Below are 21,046 nucleotides of genomic sequence, written 5' to 3'. Positions count from 1 at the left end.
ACCGATGACCGCCACCACGGCGTACCTGCACCTGTCCGAGCGCGAGGTCGTGTCGACCGGCGTCACGGCGCCCGCTCAGGTCACCGCCCTGTGTGAGGAGGTCTTCCACCTCCTCGCACGGGGCGACTACCTGATGGGCGGGCCGCACGGCGACAGCCACGGGCTCGGGCTCGACTTCCCCGAGTCCTCGCCGTTCCCCGGGATGCCGCTGGCCGGACCGGACCGGCGCTTCGTCACGATGCCCGCGTACCTCGGCGGACGCTTCGACGTGTGCGGCAACAAGTGGTACGGGTCGAACCACGCGAACGCCGCGGCAGGCCTCCCCCGCTCCGTCCTCACGCTGATGCTCAACGACAAGAGCACCGGCGAGCCCCTGTGCCTCATGTCGGCCAACGCGATCAGCGCGGCACGTACGGGGGCCGTGCCGGCCGTCGCGGCGCAGCACCTCGCCCCCGAGGCCCGCACGCTCGCGGTCGTCGGCTGCGGGGTGATCGGCCGCGCGGCGCTCGTCGCGCTCCTGCACCGGCTGCCCCTCGTGCGTGAGGTGCGGTTCTTCGACGTCGTCGAGGCGCAGGCACGCAACCTCGCGCACGACCCCGCGCTCACCGGGACGACCGTGGTGGTCTGCACGAGCGCCGCGCAGTGCGTCGACGGCGCCGACGTGGTGTCGGTGGCCGCGTCGCGCAGCCACCCGCTGCACCTCCCGGCCGCGGCGTTCTCCCCAACCGCGACGATCCTGCTGTCCGGGCCGCTGACCGGGGACGACGACCTGTGGCGCACGAGCACCGTCGTGCTCGACCACGTCGGGCTGCACGAGGAGTACGTCCGGGAGGCGTCGGTCGCACCCGACCCGGAGCGCCGCCTCTCGGGCCAGATCGGCGGCCCGCTCTACCGCCTCGCGGCACGCGGCGAGGTCGCGCCGCTCGCGGACCTCACCGACCTCCCCGGCCTGGTGAGCGGGTCCGTGCCCATGCCCGACGACCGCGGGCGCCGCGTCGTGGTCGCCAGCGGGATGGCCGTCCTCGACGTCGCGGTCGGTCACGAGGCGTGGACCCGCGCCCGCGCGTCCGGCACCGGCACGCCGCTCGACCTGTGGGGCTGACGGCCTGACGACCCGCCCGGGGCCGCGCGCACGCCGCCGTCGTCCCGGCACCACCCGCGCCCGCGACCGTCGCGACCACGCGCTGCCCTGGCACCGCCCTGCGTGGGCCCGTGCCGTCCGTCACCACCTCTGGAGGAACTCCGTGCCCGCGATCGCGTCCGTCTCCGCCCGCCAGGTCCTCGACTGCCTGGGTCGACCGATCCTCGAGGTCGACGTCGTCACCGACACCGGCCACCGCGGTCGGGGGGCGGCACCCACGGGCCAGTCCGTGGGCATGCACGAGGCGGTCGTCCTACGCGACGGGGACCCGGAGCACTACGGGGGACGGGGCGTGCACCGTGCCGCCGAGAACGTGACCCGGGTCATCGGACCCGCGCTCGTCGGCCGGGACGTCGCCGAGCAACGCGCGATCGACACGGTGATGCTCGAGCTCGACGGCAGCGAGCGCAAGGCGCGCCTGGGCGGCAACGCCCTCTACTCGACCTCGATCGCGTGCCTGCGCGCGGCTGCCGCGGCCGCCGGCCGGCCCGTGTACGAGCACCTCGCGCGCGGCCCGCTGACCACGCTGCCCGTCCCCACCTTCAACATCGTCAACGGCGGTCGCTCCGGACGTCTGGTGCAGGCGTTCAACGAGTTCATCCTCGTCCCGTCGGGCGCCACGACCGTGGCGGAGGCGGTCGAGATCGGCGTCGTCGTCTTCGAGCGGCTCGCGGCCGTGATCGAGCGCTGGACCGACGCACCCGCCGGGGTCGCTCCGTCCTACGGGTACCGCGCACCGTCGTCGGACCCGCGCGTCGTCCTCGAGCTGATGCGCGAGGCCGCCGACGAGTGCGGCATGGCGGACCTCGTGACGTTCGCGCTCGACTGCGCGTCCAGTGAGATGTACGACCCGGTGGACGACACCTACGAGCTCGACGGCCGCCGCGTCCGGCGGGACGAGCTCATCGAGACGACGCGTGACCTGGTCGACGACTTCGGGCTGCTGTTCGTCGAGGACCTGCTCGACGAGAACGACTGGGACGGCTTCGTCGAGGCGAAGCGGACGCTCGGCGCCACGCTCGTGCTCGGCGACGACCTCGTCGTCACCGACGTCGCCCGGCTCGAGCGCGCGGTCGCGCTCGACGCGGTGGACGGCTTCCTGCTCAAGCCCAACCAGGTCGGCACGATCACCGAGGCGCTCGACACGTTCGACCTGGCCTCCCGGCACGGGCTCGTCACCGTGCCGTCCGGCCGCTCGGGCGGTGTCGTCGACGACATCGTCATGGACCTCTCCCTCGGGCTGCAGGTGCCCTTCCAGAAGAACGGCGCCCCGCGGTCGGGCGAGCGGATCGAGAAGCTGAACTTCCTGCTGCGGGCCGCTGACGCGGTGCCGTCCGCGCGCCTCGCCGACCTGGGCGCGCTCCGGCGCTCCCGCGCCGCGCTGCGCTGACGGCCCCGGCCCCGGGCGCCCCGCCGGGATGTCCGACCTGCGGCGTACGTTCGGCGTCATGGTCGACATCGAGTTCGAGGACCGGCGGGGCAGCCGGTTCCAGCACCAGGACCTGCGGGGCGCGCAGTTCGTCCGCGACCGCATGGGCGGCGCCGAGTTCCGCGACGTCGGTCTCCAAGGCGTCCGCATGCGCGGCGTCGAGCTGACGGACGCCGAGATCGACGGGGAGATCGACGGCCTGACCATCTGGGGCGTCGAGGTCGCCCCCCTGCTGGTCGCCGAGCTCGACCGCCGGCACCCGGAACGTGCGGCGCTCCGAGCCCGCACGCCCGACGAGCTCCGCGCGGGCTACGAGGCGCTCGTCGCCGTGTGGGACACGACGATCGCCCGCGCCCGCACGTTGCCGCCCGGCACGGTCGACGTCTCGGTCGACGGGGAGTGGTCCTTCACCGAGACGGTCCGGCACCTCGTGCTCGCGACCGACGCGTGGCTCAACCTCGCGATCCTGCGCCGCGAGCAGCCGTTCCACCCGCTCGGCCTGCTCTTCTGGCAGGCGCAGGGGCTCGAGGACCGGTACGGGCTCGTCCCGCTCGGCACGCCCGTGACGCTCGACGAGGCCGTCGGCGCACGAGCCGACCGGGTCGCGCAGGTCCGCGCGTACCTCGCGGGTCTCACGGACGACGAGCTCGAGCGGGACGCCGGTCACGACCCGTGGGGCGACGGCGGCGCGGACGAGCCCACGGTCACCGTGCGGCAGTGCCTCGGCGTGATCTTCGAGGAGGAGTGGCAGCACCACCGGTACGCCACGCGCGACCTCGCGACGATCGCGACCCGCGCCTGACGGGCCTGACCCGCACTGACACTCGCCGAGAACCTGCGGGCGACGCGCGGCCCGTCACACCGTGGCGAGCAGCACCCCGACGCCGACGAACAGCCCGCCGAAGACCCGGTTGATGACACGCCGGCCGTCCTCGCGCGCGACGACCCGCGCCAGCCCCCGCGCTGCCGGTGCGAAGACGCACCACATGACCAGCACGTCCACCACGACGACCGTCGCGACCAGCACGCCGTACTGCGGCACGAGCGGCCGGTCGGGGCGCACGAACTGCGGGACGAACGCGAGGAAGAAGACGATCGCCTTCGGGTTGGTGAGGTTCACGAGCAATCCGCGGCGGAACATCGGCCAGACGCCCTCGACGACGCGCTCGGTCCCGGCGTCGTCCGCTGTCGGCCGTGCGCGGAGCTGCCGCACGCCGAGGTACACGAGGTACGCGGCCCCGACGTACCGGATGATCTCGAACGCCGTGTGCGAGCGGCTGACGAGGGCCCCGACGCCCGCGGCGACGATCGCGACGTGCAGCACCAGGGCGGCCTGCTGGCCGAGGATCCCCCAGATCGAGCGCGCCCAGCCCGAGCCCAGCGAGTTCGCCATCGTGTTGATCGCACCGGCGCCGGGCGTGAGCGAGATGACGAGGCACGCGCCCACGAGCGCGAACCACAGCGACAGGCTCATGACGCGAGCACCCGGACGACCATTTGCAGATCATCTCCTGCCACCGGTCCCGGCCGGGCACGCACGCTGCGGACGTCCGTCCCGCGCCGCGACGTGCGCGACGCGGACGGCACGAGAGGGGCCGGGTGCAGGGAACCCGGCCCCTCTCGCGTGCGGGAGACCGCTAGGAGGTGCAGGCCTGGCCGTTGAGCCGGAACTGCAGCGGCGCCTGGGCGTCGCCGGTACCGCTGACCACCACGGTCGCCTTCTTCCCCGGCGCCAGGACCGCTGCCCGCCCTCGCGGTGCCGTCACGGTGACGGCGCTGCCCCGCTGTACGAACGTGCCGCCCGTGACCGTCTTCACCCGCTGGTCGCCCTCGAACTCCCAGGACAGCCGCCAGGGGTTGAGTCGCTCGGTCCCGCGGTTCTCGACCGTGAGCGCAGCGACGAAGCCGCGGTGCTTCGGACCGCCGACCGCGGTGCCGTGGACCTTGACGTGGCAGGTGAGCGGCTCCAGCTCGGGGACGGCGAGGGAGATGAGCTCGCGCGCCTGCTGCGTGAACCACTGACCGGCGGCCGGGTCCGCCATGCCACGCGCCGGGTCGAGCGGGCCGGGCGTGCCACGGAAGCACTGGCCGTCGGACTCGCCGGGCACCTTGATCCACAGGTAGGCGTCGACCAGCGGGTTGCCGGTCTGCGTCGTCGGACGGACGCCGAGGCCGCGGTCGGGCGGGTTGCACCAGTCCTCGTGCGCCGGGTAGACGTCCGGCGGGTACTGCCACGGCCCCAGCGCGTTGCGGCTCGTGTCGATCACGAAGGTCGTGGTCGGTTCGACGTCACCGAGGATCGACGCGTAGCGCGACTCGATCCCCGCGGTGTTCAGCGCCGGGTCGGTCGCGGTCGACGACCAGCGGCCGTACTGCGACATCGCCACGCCCTGCCAGTCGTTGGCCGGCCCGCCGTTCCACCACTGGTTGCCGCAGCTCGCGTAGTCGCCGACGACGACCTCGGTGGCGTAGGCGATGCACGACGAGACCCAGGTCCCGTAGGCCGTGCCGTTCTCGGTGAACTGGTAGTTCGACGCGTTGAGGAAGAACCCGGTGGCCCGCTGCACGCCGGCCTTGACGAGGCGGTCGCTGATCTCGCCGACGGTCAACCAGGCCGACGACGTGCCGTCGAGGTACACCTTGACGTCCGGCAGCGCCGCGAGGGCGTCGACCGCGTGGTTGAGCTGCTCGTAGCGGTTGGCCGCGGCGGTCGCCGGGTCGGCCTCGGCCGGCTGGCACCAGTCGGCCGTGCCGTCGAGGCTCGTGTAGTGCGGGATGATCCCGAGGCCGTCGGGCTCGAGGATCACGGTCGCGGACCGGTCGCCGATGCCGGCGGCGAAGCCGTCGATCCAGGCGTTGTACGCGGCCGTGTCGGCGGCGCCGCCCGACGAGTACTGCGCGCAGTCCCGGAACGGGAGGTTGTACGCCGCGAGCACGGGCTCCTGGTGGGCGGCCGCGGCGGCGGTGACCAGACGGTCGACCTCGGCCTCGACCTCCTGCGGCGTCCCGCCGGTGAACCAGTCCGCCGACGGGACGCTGCCGAGCAGCTGCGCGTCCGCACGCGCCTGCCCGGTGAGCTTCTGGGCGGCCTCCAGGGTCGTGCTGTGCGGGTTGGTGTAGAACTCCGCACCCGACGGGGGCGCGGACGTCGCCGTCGCGGTGGGCGCAGGCGCGGCGCCCGTCGGGCCCGGGCGGGCGGGCCCGGCTGCGTGGACGGGCGCGAGCGTCGTCAGCGTGACCGCGAGCGTCGCGGACGCCGTCAGGGCGGTGCGCCACATCGGGGCGCGGGTGCGAGGCATAGCTCTCCTCAGTCGTCGTCGACCGTGCTGGTGGGACCCAGAGTGGGACCGCTTCCACAAATTTCCAGTCATTGTTCCCATCGCGGGACGAAACGTCAACGGCGGCCGACCGCGACCTGCACGCCGCGTCCCGCGCAGCGGCCCGGCCGGCTCGGCACGGACCGTCCGGCGCGGGGAACCTCGCCGGTAGGGTTCGTCGCATGGCAGACCCCACCGCGGCCGGTGCCGGGAACGGCCAGGGCGAGGGGTCGCCTCGGGCCGACGCGGTGCGGACCCGCAAGATCCCGACCCTCGACGAGGTCGCCCTCCGGGCCGGGGTCTCGCGATCGGTGGCGTCACGGGCGATGAACAACACCCGCAACGTGAGCGCGGTGAAGCGCGAGGCGGTCGCGCGTGCGGCCAGCGAGCTCGGCTACGTCCCCAACCCGACGGCGCGCGCCCTCGCGACGAGGACGGTCGGGTCGGTGGTGCTCGCGGTCTCCGACGACGACCCGACGCTGTTCGGGGACCCGTTCTTCTCCCAGGTGCTCGTCGGTGTGGCGGCAGCGCTCGAGAGGTCGGAGCTCGACCTCACCCTCATGCTCACGTCCTCGTCCCGGGGGCGGGCGCGACTCGAGCGGCTGCTGCGGTCGCGCCAGTCCGACGGGGTGATGCTCATGGGCCTGCGGCGGGACGACCCGCTGGGCCGGGTCGCGGCCGCGACCGACCTGCCGGTGGTGCTCGGGGGCCGTCCGCTCGACGCGGACGCCCGGTGGTACGTCGACGTCGACAACCGCGGGGGCGGGCGCCTCGCCGCCGAGCACCTGCTGAGGTCGGGACGTCGGCGCGTCGCCACCATCGCCGGGCCCATGGACCTGCACGCGTCGGTCGCCCGCCGGCAGGGTTTCGCCGACGTCATGGCGGCGGAGCGGCTGCCCACGGACTGGGTCGAGCACGCCGACTTCACCTACGAGGGCGGCGCGGAGGCGATGACGCGGCTCCTGGCCGCGCACCCGGACGTCGACGGCGTGTTCGCCGCGTCGGACAACATGGCGTCGGGGGCGCTGCGTGCGCTCAAGGACGCGGGCCGACGGGTGCCGGAGGACGTCGCGGTGGTCGGCTTCGACGACCTGGAGATCGCCCGGCACACCGATCCGGCGCTCACGACCGTCAGCCAGCCGATCCGCGGGCTCGGCCAGGAGATGGCCACCATGCTCGTCCGTCTGATCGACGGTGACTCGCCGACCCCGATCCTCCTGCCCACGCACCTCGTCGTCCGCGGCTCGGCGCCCGGCGCGACCTGATCGTCACGCCGGGCACCTCGAGCGCATCGGTGCTGGTCAGTACCGGGTGTACTTGACCCAGTCGTACGTCGCCTGGCGCTGCCCGTTGTAGGAGAAGGGGCCGAGCCAGCTGTCGACCCCGGTGCCCGGCCACAGGTTCATCATGATGCGACCCGGGTGGGTGGGGAGCTTCCCGCGCGAACCGTTCTCCTGGTGGACGAGGCGGCCGTCGACGAACCAGTTGATGGTGCCCCCGTTCCACCACTCGAACGCGTAGGTGTGATAGCCGGCGGCGGCGTCGAAGCCGAGGTCGATCAGCTTCTCGTGCCCGCCCACACCGTTCGTGTAGTAGTTGGTCTGCATCTGCCAGGTGTTCTTGCCGAGAATCTCGATGTCGATCTCGTCCCACGGCTGGCCGTCGCTCGGACCGGTGTAGGTGAAGAACGAGGTGACGGTCCCCGAACCGCCCCTCGCGGCCTTCATGCGGACCTCGTAGCGCCCGTACGAGTACATGTCGTTCGAGCGGTACTCGCCGGAGGCGTACGGCTTGCCGGAACAGCCGCTCGGGCAGCCGTAGTTGTCGAGGTTGATCCCCATGACGCCGCCGCTGTGCCAGACGTGGTCCGCACGCCAGCCGCTGTTGAACATCCCGCCGTTGCTGTAGCCGTTGGCCTTGTGCCACCGCGAGGTGGCGAATCCGTCGAGGTTGTCGACGAAGCTGCCGCCGATCGCGGCCTGCGCGGGCGTCGCGAGCGCCGGGGCGGCCACGAGGGCCACCAGGAACGCCGTGACCATGAGCCGTCGGCGCAGCGCGGGACGGTGTCGATGCGTCGTCGTTGATCGCATGTGTACCTCCATCGGTACTCGTCGTTCGTGTCGTCCCGGCGTCAGGCCGGGCTCGGTCGCTCAGCGGTGCAGGCAGTGGTCCGCAGCGCGGCGGTGCGCAGCGGGGCCGACCTGGGCAGACTGGAAATCAGTGGAACCGGTTCCAGTCGCTCATGCTGGCCGTCCCCGGAAGCCGCGTCAAGGTGCCGTCGGAGTGACAGCACCGGCGGCCACCCGTGTCGCCGAGGAGTGGAAGCTCCTGGGTGCGGGACGGGCTGCGGCCCCGGGCACAGGCGGGCTCGGGACCCGGGCGTCATGGAGAAGGTCGATCCAGTCCCAAAACGATTCGCCTCTGGTTCGTCCACGTGCCGTGGTGCGAATGTGACCGCTCACATCGTCAGTCGCCGGGTGACCACGCCGGGCGACCGCGGCCCGGTGGGCAGACGGCGTCGTCCGTCCACCGGCTCAGCGCCGACAGCCCCCGGCCTGTCCCGTGGGTGCTCCGAGAGAGGTGTTCCATGACGACCACACCACGACGAGGGCGACGCGCAGTCGTCGCCGCGTCCTTGACCCTGGCGGTGGCCGCCGCGGGCCTCGCCGCGGCCATGCCCGCACAGGCCGCGGCGAGCACGCTCGGTGCGGCAGCCGCGCAGAGCGGCCGCTACTTCGGCACCGCGATCGCCGCCGGCCGGCTGAACGACAGCACCTACCAGACGATCGCGAACCGTGAGTTCGACATGATCACGGCCGAGAACGAGATGAAGATGGACGCCACGGAGCCCAACCGTGGCCAGTTCAACTACACCAACGGCGACCGGATCCTGAACTGGGCGCAGAGCAACGGCAAGCGGGTCCGCGGGCACGCCCTGGCGTGGCACTCCCAGCAGCCGGGCTGGATGCAGAACATGTCCGGCACCGACCTGCGCAACGCGATGCTCAACCACGTCACCCAGGTCGCGTCCTACTACAAGGGCAAGATCTACGCCTGGGACGTCGTCAACGAGGCCTACGCCGACGGCTCCTCGGGTGCGCGTCGTGACTCCAACCTGCAGCGCACCGGCAACGACTGGATCGAGGCGGCGTTCCGTGCCGCCCGGGCCGCCGACCCGAACGCGAAGCTCTGCTACAACGACTACAACACCGACGACTGGTCGCACGCCAAGACCCAGGGCGTCTACAACATGGTCCGCGACTTCAAGTCGCGTGGGGTGCCGATCGACTGCGTCGGGTTCCAGTCGCACTTCAACGCCCAGAGCCCGGTGCCGAGCAACTACCAGACCACGCTGCAGAACTTCGCCAACCTGGGTGTCGACGTGCAGATCACCGAGCTCGACATCGAGGGCTCGGGCTCCTCGCAGGCGCAGAACTACCAGCGGGTCGTGCAGGCCTGCCTGAACGTCGCCCGGTGCACCGGCATCACCGTGTGGGGCGTGCGCGACACCGACTCCTGGCGCTCGGGCGGCACGCCGCTGCTGTTCGACGGCTCGGGCAACAAGAAGGCCGCGTACACCTCCGTGCTCGACACGCTGAACTCGGCCACGCCGAGCCCGACGCCGACGCAGACGCAGACGCCGACACCCACGCAGACACCGACGCAGACGCCGACACCCACCCCGACGTCGAACCCCGGCACCGGATGCTCGGTCAGCTACACCGCGAACTCGTGGAGCACCGGCTTCACCGCCAGCGTCAAGATCACCAACCTCGGCTCGGCGATCAACGGCTGGACGCTCACCTGGGCGTTCCCCGGCAACCAGACGATCACTCAGGCGTGGAGCACGACCGCCACGCAGAGCGGCAACCAGGTCACGGCCAAGAACGTCGGCTACAACCCGCAGATCCCCGCAGGCGGCACGGTCGAGTTCGGGTTCAACGGCGCGTACAGCGGCAGCAACCCGTCGCCGACGAGCTTCAGCCTGAACGGGACCGTGTGCGACGGGGGCGTCGCACCCACCCCGACGCCGACCCCCACGCCGACCACCAGCCCCACGCCGACCACCAGCCCGACGCCGACCCCGACCCCCACGCCGACCAGCACCCCGACGTGCTCGCTGCCGTCGACCTACCGGTGGACCTCCTCGGGCCCCCTCGCCCAGCCGCGGTCCGGCTGGACGTCGCTCAAGGACTTCACGAACGTCGTCCACAACGGCAAGCACCTCGTCTACGCGACGAAGGTCGAGAACGGCAGCTACGGCTCGATGGCGTTCAGCCCGTTCACGAACTGGTCGGACATGGCCTCCGCGAGCCAGAACGCGCTCCCGTCGGGCACGGTCGCCCCCACCCTGTTCTACTTCGCGCCCAAGAACATCTGGGTGCTGGCGTACCAGTGGGGCCAGTGGCCGTTCATCTACCGGACCTCGACCGACCCGACGAACGTGAACTCGTGGTCGTCGCCGCAGCCGCTGTTCACGGGCAGCATCTCCAACTCCGGGACCGGTCCGATCGACCAGACGCTCATCGCCGACGGGCAGAACATGTACCTGTTCTTCGCCGGCGACAACGGGAACATCTACCGGGCGAGCATGCCGATCGGGAACTTCCCGGGCAGCTTCGGCTCGAACTACACGACGATCATGAGCGACACCCAGGCCAACCTGTTCGAGGGCGTGGAGGTCTACAAGGTCGCCGGTCAGAACCAGTACCTGATGCTCGTCGAGGCGATGGGCTCGCGCGGGCGGTACTTCCGCTCGTTCACGTCCTCCAGCCTGTCGGGCACGTGGACACCGCAGGCGGCCACCGAGAGCAACCCGTTTGCGGGCAAGGCCAACAGCGGCGCGACGTGGACCAACGACATCAGCCACGGTGACCTGGTCCGGTCCAACCCCGACCAGACCAAGACGATCGACCCGTGCAACCTGCAGCTGCTCTACCAGGGTCGTGACCCCAACCAGAACCCCGACTACAACAACCTCCCCTACCGCCCGGGCCTCCTGACCCTCCAGCGGTGACAGCCGGCGTGCGGGGTCCCGCCCGGAGTCACTGACGGGCACGGAACGGCGCACCCACGACCGTGGGAGCCGACGAGGGTGGGCTCGATCCGATCGAGCCCACCCTCCCCGTCTCCGTGGCCCGTGAGCGACTCGCTACCAGTCGGTGGCGTGGATGTAGCGGGCTGCGGGTTCTCCGAGCCACTGGGTGATCTGCATGACCAGCCCCATGTCCGCGAGCCGCGCCGTCTTGAGGTTGGTGAGCCGGTTGGGCGTGCAGTGGAGCTCGACGCCCACGGCTGCCCAGGTGAGCTCCCGGTTCCGGCGGCGCGCGTCGACCGCGGCGTGCAGCTCTGCGAGGTCCCAGCGCAGCTGCCGGTCGGGCCCGGCCTCGGGGAGCCGGGCATCGCCGACATCCGCCCTCTCACCGACGAGGAAGTCCTCGGGCGGTCGGCCGAGCCATCGCAGGAGCGGCAGCGCGTACTGGCACGACATCGTCCCCCGCAGGGAGGTGCGGTAGAGCGCACCCGGGCACAGCGCGTCCCCGCCCAGCCGGGCGTTGAGCACGGCGGTCTGCTCCCAGAGCTCGACGGCGAGCCTCGTCCACGTCAACCCGCGCGCGGTCCGTTCGTCGTCCAGCGCGTGGATGAGCTGCTCGCCGTCGAACGCGGCCCGCGTCCTGGTGACCCCGACCATGATCGGACCGTAGGCCCGGCCGGTGACACTCGGCCCCTCGGCTCGAGATCAGCTGCGACTCCACCGCTGGTTGCTGCCGCCGGTGCAGGTCCAGATGGCGACCGGGCTCCCGCTGGCGGTGGCCGCACCGGTCACGTCGAGGCACAGCCCCGACTCCACGCCGACGACGGTGCCGTCGGGGTTGAGCCGCCACTGCTGGTTGGCGCCGCCGTTGCACGTCCAGATGGTGACCCGGGTGCCTGGCGCCGTGGCGTGCCCCGGCACGTCCAGGCACTTGTTGCCGTAGACCACGAGCTGGTTGTTGGCGGTCGCGGTCCACTGCTGGTTGCTGCCGCCGTTGCAGTCCCACAGCGCGGGGACGGTGCCGTCGGTCTGGCTGGCGCCCGGGACGTCCAGGCAGCGCCCGGAGCCGACCCCGCGCAGCACGCCGCTCGATCCACCGGTCCCGGTGCCGGGCGTGATGGTGAGGTTGTCGAACTGCGCGGTGACGCCCTGACCGGTCGCGTACCCGACCTGACCGGCGCCCGACGTGTAGTCGGTGACCGTGCCCACGGTCGTACCGTCGACGGCCGCCGTGATGGTGCCGCCGCTGAACGTCAGCGCCAGACCGTGCCAGCGCCCCGTGCCGAGCGCCGCGACGCTCCCGCTGGCGAGGGTCCGCACGTTCCCGCTGGTGTCGTTGCGCCGGATCGACCACGCCCCGCCGGTGTCCACCCGCAGGTAGTACGCGGTGAGGTTCGCCGGCGCCTGGAACTGGTACGACGCCGCGCGGCCGATCAGCTGGGCGTACCCGCTCTTCTCCAGCAGCACGTCGGACGAGACCGTGTAGTTCGTCCAGCTCGTGTCGCCCAGGAGCGTGTACGGCTCAGCACCCTGGGACGTCCACTTGATCGGCGCCTGCTCGGACATCTGCCGGACGCACCGGCCGGTCCGGCCGCCCCCGCAGGCGACGATCTCGAACGACCCCTCCTGGTCCATGAGGTACCTGGCCTCGCTCGCGAGGGCGTAGCCGTCGTAGGTGTCGCTGTAGGGCAGGGCGAGGTTGCCACGAGCGGGGCTGGTGGCGGAGCCCTTGCCCTGACCGGTCGTGGTGGTGAGGGAGTAGACGCGGCCGGGCTGGACGGTCAGCGAGAAGCGGCCGCCGGACGGCGTGAGATCGGCCTGCCGGACGAAGTGGTCGGTGGGGCTGTTGGACCTCACGTCGGTGGACCAGACGTGGACGGTCCCCTGGGACAGGCCGCCGGCCACCGTGAAGGTGAGGGTCTGAGCGCTGGAGGCGTCCATCGTCTCGACGACCGCGCTGTAGTCGCTCCCCGTGGGCGACCGCAGCGAGACGTAGCTGCCGTTGCCGCGGTTGCCGCCGATGTACCCGCTGGACGCGTCGAGGTACCGCCACCCCGGCGCCGCGAACTGCGTGGTCTGCGCCATCACCCAGGCGTTCTTGCCGATCGAGTAGTACCCGGACCACGGCTGCGGCGCGGTCGCGACGCCCATGGTCGGCCACGGCAGGTTCGGGGTGAGGGCCGCGATGATCGGCCAGTTCATGTACGCCGTCATCCGGCCGTCGATGTATCCACGGTTGATGCCGCGCGCCACCGCCTCGGCACCCAGGTTGAAGTCGTCGGACCCGTTCTCGCTCGCCCACAGCGGCTTGCCGGTGGCGACGGCGTTGGAGGAGCTCGGGCAGCTGGTCTGCGCGCTGCGGTACCCGCACACGTAGTGCGAGCCGAAGACCGCCACGGCCTGCGCGATGGACGGGTCGCGCAGCGCCTGGTCGGCGGCGGCCCAGCCGAAGTCGTCGGACGCGACGATCTTCACCGAGCCGTAGCCGCGGGCGTCGAGGGCCGCACGCAGGTTCTTGTACCAGGTGGCGTTGAACCCCTTCTCGTTCCATCCGCCGAGGTAGTCGATGGTCAGCCCGTGGAACCGGGCGCATCCGAGCCAGTCGGTCAGGTAGGTGATGGCGTCGTCGGTGAAGAAGGTCGAGCCGATCCAGCCCGGGGCTCCCCAGGCCAGCCCGACCAGCTTGATCCCGGGGTTGCGTGCCTCGGCCTGCTCGGCCAGCCACCACTGGTACCCGCGTCTGCAGTCGACGACGCCGCGCGTGTGCTCGTGGCTCGGCTCGGCGCCCGACGTCGTGTTGGTGTCGCCGCCGATCTCGAGCTTGAGCAGCTGCACCGCAGCGCCGTAGCCGGGCCTGAACAGGTAGTCGAGGATCTGGCTCCGCTGCGGCTCGGGGTAGTCGATGAGCAGCCGGCTGTTGCCCCCTCCCCCGCTGATCGCGCCGACGCCGTCGAAGACCCGGCCGCCCGACGAGCCGTCGATGGTGATCGACGCGTCGGCCGAGGCCGGTGGGGCTGCGACCAGGACGCCGGCGCTGGCGGCGACGATCGCCGTGACCAGTGCGAGCACCGCTCGGCGCGCCTTCGCGGCCGTGCTGTGCGTGGTGGATCCGACCATGGCTCTCCCCCTCGGGTTCGACCGTGCCCAGACCTCAGACGAAGCGCCAGAGGTGGTCGTTCGTGCCGTTGTCGTCCCAGACGAGCGCCTGGGCGCCCACCGTCGTCGACATGTCGGTGACGCCCAGGACGCGCCCGCCGGCTGCCTGGATGCGGAAGGTGTCGCCCGCGGAGTACCGCAGCCGCCACTGCTGGCTGCTCGCCCCGGTGTCGGTCGCCTGCACCGCGCGGGTGCCGTTGCCCGTGCCGCCACCCTCGACGGCCAGGACCTTCCCGGTGTGCTGGTTGCGCAGCCGGACGTAGCCGTTGCTCCCCACGACGGCGGTCCACAGGTGGTCCGCGGTGCCGGTGTCGCCCCACTGGATCACCGCCGCACCATCCGCCGTGGACATGTCCCGGACGCCGAGCACCAGGCCGGTGTGCACGTTGAGGATCCGGCGAGCCCCCGACGGGACGAACCGCCACCGGTTGTCGGCCGAGCCGTTGTCGGGGTCCATCACGACCGCCGCGCCACGCGCCGTCGACCCGCCCGCCGTGCCGAGCAGCTTGCCGGTGTGGTTGTTGCGGACGCGGTGGGTGCCGTCGCCGTTGTCGAGCACGGTCCACAGGTGGTCGGCCGTTCCCGTGTCGCCCCACTGGACGACCTGGGCGCCGTCGGCCGTCGACATGTCCCGGACGCCGAGGACCTTCCCGCCGTTCGCGCAGCGCAGCTTGAGGGCGGAGCCCGAGACGACCAGGCCCCAGTCGTGGTCGGCCGTACCGCTGTCGTCCCAGACGAGGGCCGTGGCACCGTCGGCCGTCGAGGCGTTCTGGATGCCGAGGACGAGCCCGCTCGCCGCGTTCGCCAGACGGAACGCCCCGGTGGTGCCCGCGGCGGAGCCGTTGGTCGACCAGTACACGGTGTAGTTGAAGCCGTGCGCCTCGTAGAACGGGACGAGGTTCACGGTGGACCCGTTCGCCTGGGCCGAGAACGCGAGCGCCGTCGTGCTGGTACGCGTGATCGACGACGTCACGGGCACCGGCGGGCCGGACAGCGACGCGCTGCCGTAGCTCCCGGCGAGGACGACGGGCCCGTAGAGGATCGCGGCCACCGCGGGGTTGTCGTTGGTGGGTTCGACCCGGACCGCCATCGGCAGGCGGACCGTCACCGTGTCACCCGACGCCCACGACCGGGTGAGGCTCGCGTACGTGCCGGGCGTCGTCGGGATCGCCTGGACGGCGCCGTTCACGGCGACCGTCGCGCCCGTCGCCCACGAGGGGATGCGCACGCGCATCGTCCACGAGCCGGAGACGGAGCCGGTGACCGTGAGCGTCGTGGTGTCGCTCGCGGGGTACGTCGTCGTCTGCGTGACGGTGATCCCCCGCTCCGCCCACGTCAGCACCGACGGCACGAACAGGTTGACCGTCAGCGTGGTGCCCGTCCGGAAGTACACGGAGTCGGCCAGCTTGGTGTTCGTCTCGATGCCGGTCCCCTGGCAGCACCAGAAGCTCGCGTAGTCGGTGCTCCACGTGCCGCCGCCCCAGGCCGGTCCGACGCCCTTACGGCCGCCGGGCTGCAGCGGCGTGAAGTAGGTGATGTGCCCGTGCCCGCTGGTCGGGTCCTGCGCACCGATCAGGTGGTTGAGGAGAGCCCGCTCGTAGAAGTCGAAGTACGAGGCCTTGTCCGGCTCCATCATCCAGAGCTCGCGCGTCAGCTTGAGCATGTTGTACGTGTTGCACTGCTCGCAGGTGTCGTTGCGCAGGTAGGTCGAGATCGCGTTCGGCGCCCGGAAGTGCTCCGCCTGGCTGTTCCCCCCGATCGCGTAGGTGTGCGCGCCCACGGTGAACGCCCACGCGTTGCGGGCGATGTCGCGGTACCTGGTCGTGCCCGTCGCCTTGTACTCGCGGGCCGCGCCGATCCACTTCGGCACCTGCGTGTTGGCGTGCAGGCCGTCGAGGCGGTCGGTGCTGGCGGCCAGCGGGTCGAAGACCGCGGCGTGGTCGAACCGTCGCGCGACCGTCAGCCAGCGTGCGTCGTTCGTCATGAAGTGCAGGTCCGTCAGGACCGCGTTCATGCCGCCGAACTCGACCCGCAGGGTCGTCTGCATCTGTGCGGTGCTGAGCCTGACCGTCCGCGTGTCGACCCAGGCGGCGAGCCTCAGCAGCACGTCCCGGGCCTGCGTGCTCTCCAGGTAGCGCCAGACGTCGAGGAGCCCGGCCAGGGTCTTGTGCAGCGCGTAGTACGGCACGTTCCCGTTGCCGGTGCCCGTCTCGGCGACCGAGAAGTCCGACTCCGGGAAGCCCGCGAGGTAGCCGGCGGCGAAGCCCTTGGCGCCGTTGTTGGCCTGGCACTTGGCGAGCTCGGCCACCATGTACGAGGCCTTGTCCCGGCACACGGTGTCGCCGAGCGACGCCCACGCCTGCGCCCACGCCGAGAGGAAGTGGCCCTGGCTGTGGGAGCGGAACGGGAAGCTCGGTGCCTCCCACCCGCCGAGCGGGGCCGCGCCCGCGGTCGACAGGCCGTGGTTGGCGCGGAAGTTGTACAGCAGCCGGTCGACGTCGACGAACCGCAGGTACGCGAGCGTGCGGTTCTGGTTGTCCATCCACCGGCTCGCCGTGAGGCGGACCTGATCGAGCGAGAACTCCGAGGCGCCGACACCGACCTCCCCCCGGGCGGGCGGCACGACGGCGACCGCTGGGGCCGCGCTGAACAGGGACGGACCGATCGCCGTGACCGCTCCGGCGAGTGCGGCACCAGCCAGGACCGTACGACGGCTGACCTGGGCGGATGCTGGGGTCGCAGACTGCTGACGTGTCATCGGATTCTCCATCGAATCGGCGCGGAGCGGCGATGTTAACGCTCACAATTGCACCGGGTCCGGAGAGCGAAACGGTTCAGTCGACGGTTCAGCGCTGATCGGCGAGGCCCTGCCTTGTCGTCGCCAGGCCGCTACTCAGCGTCCTGCACCTCGATCAGGTCGAGGTCGCGGACGCAGAAGCGGTGGTGCTCGAAGGTCTCGTTGAGCACCGTTCCGAGGCACTGCCGCACCGAGCCACCCCGGGCGTACGGCGGCCAGACGTCGTCGTCGGGCACCGGCGCTCGCGCTGCGAGCTGCACAGCGGTGACCTCGTCGAGCCAGGCCTCGAGCTCGGCGGCCTGGGCGTCACGCACGCTCACGATCTCGTCGAGCGACGGATCGAGCGAGAGGTCGAGCCCGTGCGCCCCACGGTAGGGCTCGACGGTCGGCCCGATGCCCATCGGCGTGAACTGCTCCGTCGAGCCCAGGCAGCAGCGGCGGAACCACGAGTCGTGGACGAAGACCAGGTGGCGCAGCGTCTGCACCGCCGACCACTCGTCGTTCACGCTGCGGCGCTCGATGCCGGGCGTGCGGCGGATTCGCTCGATCGTGGCGGCCCAGCCGGCACGGAGCTGACGCGCTGCCTCGCGCAGATCGGCCGGGTCCTCGGAGCGGATGAGCACCCGGACCGGATGACGCCGGTCGAGCTCCGCCTCGACGTACTCGGTGACGTCGACACCGTTCACCACGAGGTTGGTGACGAGCCCGTCGATCACGGCATCCTGCATGACGACGCCGACCAGGCGTGCCCCGGTCAGATCGCACTCCCGGAACTCCGCACCGCGCAGATCCTCGTCGACGTACCGCGTCATGCTCCGCACACTAGGTCCGCACACCGACATGCCAGCCACGACAGGAGCCGTGGGAGGACGAGCAGCACGAGGGCGCCGGCGACGACGTCCAGGTGGGTGACCCACCGTCCCGGGCAGGGGAAGCGTTCTCCTGGACTCCAGGGAATGTCGCCAGGGGGTGGAGACCAAACTCTCACGCAGGCGTGAGGCTTGATTCCTTGTGCGCCGCGCGAGCGCCGGACTTATCGGACTCGACGATCCAGAACGGCTCGTCGTCGGAGGCCCGGAACTGCTGCCCGTCGAACGTGAAGTCGGATGTCCGACGCTCGACCGTCGTCCCCGTCGTGCGGCCCTGCGAGGTGTTCCAGTGGACCTTCTGACCCGCTCGCATCCTGCCTCCTCGCTGGTTCACCGGCTCTACCAAGCGGTTTGTCGGGAGCCGTCTCTCGCGTGTGGTGCTCGCATTTTCAGAGTCGGCAGCATCTCGACGATCGCCGATGCTCAGGCCTGCATGTCGACGAACCGCGAGTAGTGCCCCTGGAAGGCGACCGTGATGGTGTCGGTCGGGCCGTTTCGGTGCTTGGCGACGATCAGGTCGGCCTCGCCCGCGCGCGGCGACTCCTTCTCGTAGGCGTCCTCGCGGTGCAGCAGGATCACCATGTCGGCATCCTGCTCGATGCTGTTGTGGACGGCGATGCCGTTGGCGACGAAGTTGTGAGTGCCGAGGACGGTCGCGTCGAAGACCGGCTGCTCCCCCATCGGCTCGATGGCGACGACCTCGTCCCACAGCAGGTCGTTGACGGCCATGATCTCCAGGTCCTCGCTCCCGAGGACTTCGGCGATCCGGCCGAGTCGCTGCCGCGACGGCGCGTGCTTCCACATGGTCGAGCCGCAGAACTGCGTGCCCAGGGCAGCCGCGGGCTCGCGGTGCGTCATGCCGTTCTCCACGAGAAGCTCTCGCACGTCGTCCCACACCTGCCTCGGGACGGTGTCGACGTTCGGGTTGCCCGTCTTGGCGCGGACGATCTCGAGCAGTCGCTCGGCCTGGAGCCCACGTGCACCATGGACGCCGATCTCCTGCAGGAACCTCCGCTGGTCGTCGCTGCCGGAGACGTCGAGCGTGTACCCGTCGCGGTATCCGGCCTTCGGCGTCGCCCTGCGGATGCGGGTCGAGATGCCGAAGCGCAGCAGCAAACGGGACAGGTCGTCGACGAGCCGACGCGACGTGGACGCGTAGTAGATCCGCCCGCCCTGGCCGTTCGCGTTGACCGTCACGGAGCCGTCGGTCGCCCAGATGTGACGCAGGAAGAGCGCAATCTGCTCCTTCGGCAGGTGGAACACCGCGTTCGGCACGAACTTCTCGTGGCTGCGCGCGCCGAACAGACCGAAGTCGTCGAGCCACTCAGCGATGGGGCTCCGCTTGCCGCGGGCCAGTCGGGAGGGCGCCGGCAGACGGAGGGTCGTGACGCGGGCAGCCGTGTAGTCGTCGCGGATCGGCGTGATGCCGAACGCCGTCGCGGCGTCGGAGACCGCCGACAGGTTTGCCTCGTCGACGGACGCGTACCGGACCGGCTGCCGCTTCACGAACGATCCGTCGCCGAGCAGGTGCGCGAGCATCACGACCTTGCGATCGTCCCACGCCGCCCGCTGCTCCGGGCCGGGCACGTGCCGCGGGACCCCGAGCCGCGATCCGACCTCGAGCTCGCCGAGCGGCGTCCAGCCCTCGTACGTGAGGAACGGATGGTTCGCGGTCGCGGTGACCTCCTTGCCGGAGGCGAGCCGCAGCCGGTAGACGGGCTTCACGCCGGTCGGGAAGACGTGCGTCATGTGACGACGGACGTACTGCAGCCGCTCGTCGAGCGCCCACACCGGCACGTCCTTGGCGCCGAGCGCGTAGAGCTCGCCGAGCGTCGTCTCCGCACCGGTGTCCGCGCGCAGGATCCGCGTGTCCTCCGTCAGACAGCCGGACTCGCGGAGGTCGCTCATCTGCGGCTTCTTGTCCGTGCGCTGCTCGGGACCACGGTTCAGCTGCGAGATGGCGATGACGGGGACCTCAAGCTCCTTCGCCAGCAGCTTGAGCGCTCGCGAGAACTCCGAGACCTCCTGCTGACGCGACTCGACGCGCTTTCCCGAGGTCATCAGCTGGAGGTAGTCGATGATGACGAGCTTGAGGTCGTGCCGCTGCTTGAGCCGCCGCGACTTCGCACGGATCTCCATGAGCGACATGTTGGGCGAGTCGTCGATGAACAGCGGCGCCTCGGAGATCTTGCCCATGGTCGCGGCGACCTTCGCCCAGTCGTCCTCGCCCATCTGACCCGTGCGCATCTTCTGCAGGTGCACGCGGGCCTCGGCGGACAGCAGACGCATCGTGATCTCGTTGCGGCTCATCTCGAGCGAGAACACGACGGACGTCATCCCGTGCTTGATCGACGCCGACCGCACGATGTCGATTCCCAGGGTTGACTTTCCAATTGCAGGCCTCGCTGCAACAACGATCATCTGCCCCGGGTGCAATCCATTCGTCAGGCGGTCGAGGTCGGAGAATCCCGTCGGGACGCCGATCATGCCCTCGCCGCGATGACCCGCGGCCTCGATCTCGTCGACCGTGCCGCCGATGATCTCGCCCAGCGGCAGGTAGTCCTCCGACGCGCGCCGCTCGGTGACGGCGTAGACCTCGGCCTGCGCGTTGTTGACGATCTCGTCGACGTCGCCACCGTCGGTGCCGTAGCCGAGCTGGACGATGCGCGTGCCGGCCTCGACGAGCTTGCGGAGGATGGCGCGCTCGCGCACGATCCGCGCGTAGTAGCCGGCGTTCGCGGCGGTGGGGACGGACGCGATGAGCGTGTGCAGGTAGGGCGCGCCGCCGATGCGGCCGATGTCGCCGCGCTTGGTGAGCTCGTCGGAGACCGTGATGGCGTCGGCGGGCTCGCCGCGGCCGTAGAGGTCGAGGATCGCGTCGTAGATCGCCTCGTGCGCGGGGCGGTAGAAGTCCGTGCCCTTGATCTGCTCGATGACGTCGGCGATGGCGTCCTTGGAGATCATCATGCCGCCGAGCACGGAACGCTCAGCGTCGAGGTCCTGCGGCGGGGTGCGGTCGAAGCCGCCGTTGCCGCGACCGGAGTCCGGGGGCGCCCCGTACTCGAGCTCCTCGATCGTCACTGGCCGCCCATCCCCGTCGTCCGTTACCGTCGAACATCTGTTCTAGCAGGGGCCACCGACAACCCCGCACGCTCGCACCGCACTCGCGTCCGGTCCTGCCTCGCCCGTGAGGTTAGGACGGTCCGAGCGGGGTTCCAAACGGGCCTGTGGACAACCCTGTGAGGTCTCCTGTGGACGGCGGCGGACCCGCTTGTGCACAGTCCGTGGACAGTCCTGTGGAT

General features: G+C 71.1%; 14 protein-coding genes. 5 read left to right on the top strand and 9 right to left on the bottom strand.

The genetic code is table 11. The features are described from left to right. The first annotated feature begins 4 nt into the window (after positions 1-4). The 3 genes from GXP71_RS16800 (at position 5) to GXP71_RS16790 (ending at position 3,372) form a co-directional block, all read left to right on the top strand. The gene (locus GXP71_RS16800; protein WP_162353583.1) at positions 5-1,102 is read left to right on the top strand and encodes an ornithine cyclodeaminase; all 1,098 of its coding nucleotides are present in this window, start codon (positions 5-7) and stop codon (positions 1,100-1,102) included. Positions 1,103-1,244: 142 nt separating this feature from the next. Next, a complete protein-coding gene (locus GXP71_RS16795) occupies positions 1,245-2,531 on the top strand; it encodes an enolase C-terminal domain-like protein (protein WP_162353582.1) in 1,287 nt (428 codons plus the stop codon). A 58-nt stretch (positions 2,532-2,589) separates the two neighbouring features. Then, a complete protein-coding gene (locus GXP71_RS16790; protein ID WP_162353581.1) occupies positions 2,590-3,372 on the top strand; it encodes a DinB family protein in 783 nt (260 codons plus the stop codon). 54 nt (positions 3,373-3,426) lie between these two features. Here the strand turns inward: GXP71_RS16790 and GXP71_RS16785 are convergent, their stop codons facing one another. Then, positions 3,427-4,044: a LysE family transporter gene (locus tag GXP71_RS16785; protein ID WP_162353580.1), complete on the bottom strand. Its 618-nt coding sequence runs from the start codon at positions 4,042-4,044 to the stop codon at positions 3,427-3,429. 163 nt (positions 4,045-4,207) lie between these two features. After that, a complete protein-coding gene (locus GXP71_RS16780; protein ID WP_162353579.1) occupies positions 4,208-5,869 on the bottom strand; it encodes a glycoside hydrolase family 6 protein in 1,662 nt (553 codons plus the stop codon). A 200-nt stretch (positions 5,870-6,069) separates the two neighbouring features. Between GXP71_RS16780 and GXP71_RS16775 the strand changes: the two genes are divergently transcribed. Continuing rightward, positions 6,070-7,152, top strand: a complete 1,083-nt coding sequence (locus tag GXP71_RS16775) for a LacI family DNA-binding transcriptional regulator (protein ID WP_162353578.1) — start codon at positions 6,070-6,072, stop codon at positions 7,150-7,152. A 36-nt stretch (positions 7,153-7,188) separates the two neighbouring features. On the opposite strand, the gene GXP71_RS16770 is transcribed toward GXP71_RS16775, so the two are convergent. Then, positions 7,189-7,977: a glycoside hydrolase family 16 protein gene (locus tag GXP71_RS16770; RefSeq protein WP_162353577.1), complete on the bottom strand. Its 789-nt coding sequence runs from the start codon at positions 7,975-7,977 to the stop codon at positions 7,189-7,191. 497 nt (positions 7,978-8,474) lie between these two features. Between GXP71_RS16770 and GXP71_RS16765 the strand changes: the two genes are divergently transcribed. Beyond that, positions 8,475-10,904 carry a non-reducing end alpha-L-arabinofuranosidase family hydrolase gene (locus tag GXP71_RS16765; RefSeq protein ID WP_162353576.1) on the top strand — a complete coding sequence of 810 codons (2,430 nt, stop codon included), beginning with the start codon at positions 8,475-8,477 and terminating at the stop codon, positions 10,902-10,904. A gap of 135 nt (positions 10,905-11,039) precedes the next feature. Here GXP71_RS16765 and GXP71_RS16760 read toward each other — a convergent pair whose 3' ends face one another. The 6 genes from GXP71_RS16760 to GXP71_RS16735 form a co-directional block, all read right to left on the bottom strand. Further along, positions 11,040-11,579 (bottom strand): hypothetical protein, encoded by a 540-nt coding sequence (locus tag GXP71_RS16760; RefSeq protein ID WP_162353575.1) that lies wholly within the window; start codon positions 11,577-11,579, stop codon positions 11,040-11,042. Positions 11,580-11,627: 48 nt separating this feature from the next. After that, the gene (locus GXP71_RS16755; RefSeq protein WP_162353574.1) at positions 11,628-14,039 is read right to left on the bottom strand and encodes a ricin-type beta-trefoil lectin domain protein; all 2,412 of its coding nucleotides are present in this window, start codon (positions 14,037-14,039) and stop codon (positions 11,628-11,630) included. A gap of 34 nt (positions 14,040-14,073) precedes the next feature. Beyond that, entirely contained in the window at positions 14,074-16,620 is a 2,547-nt protein-coding gene (locus GXP71_RS16750) for a beta-L-arabinofuranosidase domain-containing protein (protein WP_202924275.1), read from the bottom strand. A 347-nt stretch (positions 16,621-16,967) separates the two neighbouring features. Beyond that, positions 16,968-17,687 (bottom strand): DinB family protein, encoded by a 720-nt coding sequence (locus tag GXP71_RS16745; RefSeq protein ID WP_162353572.1) that lies wholly within the window; start codon positions 17,685-17,687, stop codon positions 16,968-16,970. Between the two features lie 172 nt (positions 17,688-17,859). Continuing rightward, positions 17,860-18,057: a DUF2945 domain-containing protein gene (locus tag GXP71_RS16740; RefSeq protein ID WP_162353571.1), complete on the bottom strand. Its 198-nt coding sequence runs from the start codon at positions 18,055-18,057 to the stop codon at positions 17,860-17,862. A gap of 110 nt (positions 18,058-18,167) precedes the next feature. Then, positions 18,168-20,825 carry a replicative DNA helicase gene (locus tag GXP71_RS16735; RefSeq protein ID WP_162353570.1) on the bottom strand — a complete coding sequence of 886 codons (2,658 nt, stop codon included), beginning with the start codon at positions 20,823-20,825 and terminating at the stop codon, positions 18,168-18,170. Between the last annotated feature and the right edge of the window lie 221 nt (positions 20,826-21,046).

This window comes from Cellulomonas sp. H30R-01, from assembly GCF_010119915.1.
In the GTDB taxonomy this organism is placed as follows: Bacteria; Actinomycetota; Actinomycetes; order Actinomycetales; family Cellulomonadaceae; genus Cellulomonas; species Cellulomonas algicola.
Note: the sequence above shows the minus strand (reverse complement) of the source record. Positions and strands in the feature narration are given on the sequence as shown.